This is a genomic window from Mycobacterium sp. 852002-10029_SCH5224772 (genome assembly GCF_001667315.1).
Classification (GTDB): Bacteria; Actinomycetota; Actinomycetes; order Mycobacteriales; family Mycobacteriaceae; genus Mycobacterium.
Genome location: NZ_LZHT01000019.1, coordinates 1 through 3,310, shown reverse-complemented (window position 1 = coordinate 3,310; position 3,310 = coordinate 1). Strand labels below are relative to the sequence as shown.

The following is a 3,310-nucleotide window of genomic DNA, read 5'->3' as shown; positions in this document are numbered from 1 at the left end:
TTTTGCCATTCCGCCGCCACGCACGGCGGCCTGGCCGTTATCGCGGGTTTTTTCCGTTCCTGTTTTGGCCCCCCCCGCCGGGGGGGGGTTTTTTTCGCCCCCGCCCCGCGCTGGAGCCCTTCGGCGGTTAGAGCAAGCCGAGCAGTTGCAGATCCGTGACGTACTTGACGATCACCGGCGCGCTCACGTGCGGGATGTCGTTGTCCGAACCGACCTTCGCTTCCTGCACGGCGGCGCGGAACCGGTCGGTCGGTGCGAACGCACCGCGGGCCGGCTCGGCGGGCTGCAGGTTCTTCGGATCCCGCAGCAGCAACAGCAGCATCTGCAGGACCGAGTTCTGCCGCTGCCGCTCCGGCAGGCCCCGCAGGCCGGTCTCGAAGCGTTGCAGCCACTCCCCGAAGTCACCGACGCGCTCGATCGGGTAGCCGGCTTCGATCAGCCAGTCGACGTACTCGTCGAGCCCGATCCCGTCGTCGTGCGGGTTCATCACGTGATACGTCTCGAACCCCTCCATCACCTGCGCGCCCAGCTTGGCGATCGCCTCGGCGACGAACTCGACGGGCAGGCCGTCGAAGTGCGCGCTTTGCCGCTTGCCGTCGGCGTCGAGCTGATAGAACGACTTGGGCGCGCAGCCGGTGGCCACGACGCTCAGGATCATCCGGGTGAAGATGTCCGCCACGTTGAGCTGGCCGGCGTAGCTGGTGTCGGCCAGGATCATGTCGGAGCGGAACACTGAGACCGGCAGGCCGCACAGGTCGTGGGCCTCGCGCAGCAAGACCTCGCCCGCCCACTTGCTGTTGCCGTAGCCGTTGGCGTAGCTGCCGTCGACGACGCGGGTGGCGCTGATGACCCGGATGTCGGCGTCCTCGGTGAACGCCGACGGCTCGATCTGGCGCCCCACGTCCGAGGTCGACACGTACGCGTACGGCTTCATCTTCGTGGTGAGCGCCAACCGGATCAGCTCGGCGGTGCCCCCGACGTTGGGGGCGAATAGCTCGCTGTAGGGCAGCACGCCGTTGACCACGGCCGCGGAGTCGACGATCAGGTCGACGGTCTCGGCCAGCCGCTGCCAGGTCGCCTCATCCAATCCCAGGTTGGCGTGGCCCTTGTCGCCGGCGATGACTTCGAGGTGGTCGGCGGCCAGTTCGTGGAAATACCGCGGCAGGGCGGGATCGCCTGCAAAACCGGGGGGGTCGAAGGTCCTCTCGAGCCGGCGCCGCGCGTCCTCGTCCGAGGTGGCCCGCACCAGGCAGATCAGCTTCCCGTCGGCCAGTTCCAGCCGTTCCAGCCAGTGCAGCACCAGGTAACGGCCCAGGAAGCCGGTGGCGCCGGTCAGCAGGACGGTGCGCACCTCGGCGTTCGGGCCCGGCAGCGCCGGCGCGGCGGCCAGGGTCGGGGCGTCGATGAACTTGTCCAGCGTGAGGTCGCACGCGTACACCTCCGTGGCGTCGCGACCGTGCACGGACGCGAAGTCGCCCCGTTGGCCTTCCGCCGCATCGGCATCGCGGTTGAGTTGCTGGCTCAGGCTGCGCACCGACGGCGCCTCGAAGACGGCGCGCACGGGCAGGTGGATATCGAGGGCGTTGTAGATCGCGGCGACCAGGCGCATGGCCGACAGGGAATCCCCGCCCAAGTCGAAGAAGGACTCCTGCACCCCGACCCGCTCGAGGCCCAGCACCTGGGCGTAGAGCCAGGCCAGGATCTCCTCGACCGCGGTGGCCGGGGCGAGGTAGTCGTCGCTGCCCTGGTAGTCGGGGGCGGGCAGCGCGCGGATGTCGAGTTTGCCGCCGGGCGTCAACGGCAGCGCGTCCACCACCATCACCGCGGCCGGCACCATGTAGGCGGGCAGGCGCTCGGCCAGCAGGGTGCGGATCTCGGGCGGGTTGGCCGTTCCGGTGATGTAGGCGACCAGCCGCTTGTCGCCGGGGCGGTCCTCGCGGGCGATCACCAACGCCTGCTCCACCCCGTCGAGGGCGGCCAGCGCGGCCTGGATTTCGCCGAGTTCGATGCGGTACCCGCGGATCTTGACCTGCTCGTCGGCGCGCCCGACATAGCGCAGCTGCCCATCAGAACCCCACCACGCCAGGTCCCCGGTGCGGTACATGCGCGCCCCGGCGCCACCGAACGGGCAGGCCACGAACCGCGACGCGCTCAGGCCCGGCCGGCGCAGGTAGCCGGTCGACACGCCGCCACCGGCCACATACAACTCGCCGATCACGCCCGGGGGCACCGGCCGCAGGCATCCGTCGAGCACGAACAACGCGGCCCCAGACACCGGCGAACCGATCGGCGGCGCGTCGGGTCCCGGGATGAGCGGCGCGCTGACCGCCGCGACGATGGTGATCTCCGTGGGGCCGTAGACGTTGACCATCACCCGTCCCGACGCCCACCGCTCCACCACGTCGACCGGGCACGCTTCGCCCGCGACGGCCAGCACCGCCGAGTCCAGACCCTCCGGGGAGAGCATCGCCACCTCGGACGGTGTCTGGGTCAGCATGTCGACCTGTTCGGCAACGAGCAAGGCGTGCAGGTCTTTCGGGGAGCGCACCACCTCGTCGGGCACCACCAGCACCCGGCCGCCGTGCAGCAGCGCACCGAAGATCTCCCACACCGAGAAGTCGAAGGCCAGGGAGTGGCAGTGGCTCCACACCTTGCCCGGTGCGGCCGGTAGGCCGGCGGCGCCCTGGGAGGCGAACAGCTGGGTGGCGTTGTGGTGGGTGACCGCCACACCCTTGGGAACTCCGGTGGTCCCCGAGGTGTAGATGGTGTAGGCGATGTGGTGCGGCGCCGGCGACGGCAACGCCGTTGCGGGCCGCGTCTTTATCGCCGGGTCGTCGATGTCGATGACGACCGGGCCGGAATCGTCGAGGCGCGAACGCCATTCGGCGGTGGTGAGCACCGCCGCCGGCGCGGCGTCCCCGAGCATGAAGTCGATGCGCGCCACCGGCAAGCCCGGGTCGATCGGCACGTACGCGGCGCCGGTCTTGAGCACCGCCAGAATGGCGACGACGGCCCGCGCCGAACGCTCGGAGAGCAGCGCCACGCATTGCCCCGGTCTGGCGCCGCGCTCACTCAGCAAGTGCGCCAATCGGTTTGCCGACTCGTCGAGTTCGCGGTAGGTCCACGAATCCGCTCCGTAGGTGATGGCCACCGCCTCCGGCGTGCGCGCGACGTGCTCGGCGAACACCTGCGGGATCGACACCGGCGGGCGCGACGGGCCGTCCAGCACCGCCCGGTTGCCGATCGCGTCGAGGCGGGCGTGCTCGTCGGCGCCGAGCACGTCGATCGACGACAGCCGCCGGGCGGGGTC

General features: G+C 70.5%; 1 protein-coding gene. It reads right to left on the bottom strand.

Translation table 11 applies throughout. The annotated features are described in order from the left end of the window. Positions 1 to 127 precede the first annotated feature (127 nt). Positions 128 to 3,310 (bottom strand): amino acid adenylation domain-containing protein (locus A5775_RS06110; protein WP_156660584.1); only part of this gene is annotated, 3,183 nt, incomplete at its 5' end.